This is a genomic window from Streptosporangium sp. NPDC006013, from assembly GCF_040614275.1.
GTDB lineage: Bacteria > Actinomycetota > Actinomycetes > Streptosporangiales > Streptosporangiaceae > Streptosporangium.
On record NZ_JBEXUE010000956.1, the window covers coordinates 1 to 1,304 of the forward strand.

The 1,304-nt window shown below is 71.1% G+C and carries 3 protein-coding genes; 2 read left to right on the top strand and 1 reads right to left on the bottom strand.

What is annotated here, in order from left to right; all coding sequences use genetic code 11:
- Together ABZ260_RS51205 and ABZ260_RS51210 are read left to right on the top strand one after the other, a co-directional pair.
- Positions 1 to 787 (top strand): WYL domain-containing protein (locus ABZ260_RS51205; protein WP_355633282.1); only part of this gene is annotated, 787 nt, incomplete at its 5' end.
- A 24-nt stretch (positions 788 to 811) separates the two neighbouring features.
- Positions 812 to 1,000: a hypothetical protein gene (locus ABZ260_RS51210; RefSeq protein ID WP_355633284.1), complete on the top strand. Its 189-nt coding sequence runs from the start codon at positions 812 to 814 to the stop codon at positions 998 to 1,000.
- A gap of 39 nt (positions 1,001 to 1,039) precedes the next feature.
- Here ABZ260_RS51210 and ABZ260_RS51215 read toward each other — a convergent pair.
- Positions 1,040 to 1,304 (bottom strand): WYL domain-containing protein (locus ABZ260_RS51215; protein WP_355633286.1); only part of this gene is annotated, 265 nt, incomplete at its 5' end.

Sequence of the window (1,304 nt, forward strand, 5' to 3'; positions counted from 1 at the left end):
CCCGCTGCTGTTCGACGACGAACAGGCCGTCGCCCTCACCATCGCCCTGCAGATCGCCGCCACCAACCCCGGCAACGGCCTCGCCGAACCCGCCGAACGGGCACTGAACACCATCCGGCAGGTCATGCCCTCCCGACTCCGGCACCGCATCAACGCGCTGCGCGTCACCGCCGTTGAACGACCCATCACCCGGCCGGCCACCCCGGTCGACGGCGACGTGCTCCTGACTATCAGCGCCGCCGTCCACGCCCGCGAGATCCTGCGCTTCGACTACGGTGCCGAGGTCACGGACAAACCCCCGCGCCGCGTCGAACCCCACCACGTCATCACCTGGGACGGACGCTGGTACCTCATCGCCTGGGACCTCGACCGCGACGACTGGCGCACCTTCCGCGCCGACCGGATCACCCCGCGCACCCCCAACGGGCCCCGGTTCACTCCACGCGTACTGCCCGGAGGAGACGCCGCCACCTTCGTCACCAGCACGTTCCGCGGCTCTGGCGACGCCTCGGGCAACTGGCCCTGCCAAGGCACAGTGATCCTCGACCTGCCCGCCGCCACCGTGGCCCTCTACACCCGCGACGGACTCGTCGAGGAGACCAGCCCCTACCGCTGCAGGCTCACCCTCGGATCCTGGTCCTGGCCCAGCCTCGCCGCCGCCATCGCCCGCTACGACGCCGACATCGAAGTCATCGGCCCCGACGAACTCACCGGCGCCTTCGAACACCTCGCCCGCCGGTTCACCAGAACCACAGCCGGCCACGGCATCGCATCACCGACATCCTGAGTTGCCACGCCTACGAAAGACGCAGTGGTTGAACAGACCGGTGAACTCGTCGGCACCATGCGGGATCGGTCAATGGCCGACTACCAAGAGTCACCCAAGGCAACCGCCGCCGCCATCGGCGTCGTGTTCGGCCTGCTCTACGTTCTCTCGGTGCCTCCCTTCATGATCAGCGACCCGGACCGGCAGCGGTTCCTGCGGCTGCGCGACGCGTGAGCGCACCTCCCGGCAGCGCCCGGCCGGTCAGGCGAACGTTCAGCCGGGACTCGTGCCGTAAAGCGTGGCCAGGCCGGCGACGGTGGCGGCCATCCGCTCGCGCAACTCGGGCGGCTCCAGCACCTCGATGTCCGCCCCCAGGCGCAGCAGCAGCCAGTGGGCGTGCCTGACGGACTCGGTCGGCAGGCGCAGCACCACCCAGCCGCGCTCGTCGGGCGGGCCCGCGGCGGCGAGCGCGGCCTCGGCGACCTCGGCGCCCACCGTGTGGCGCAGCATCCCCTCGGTGCCGGGCGCCATCCGCACC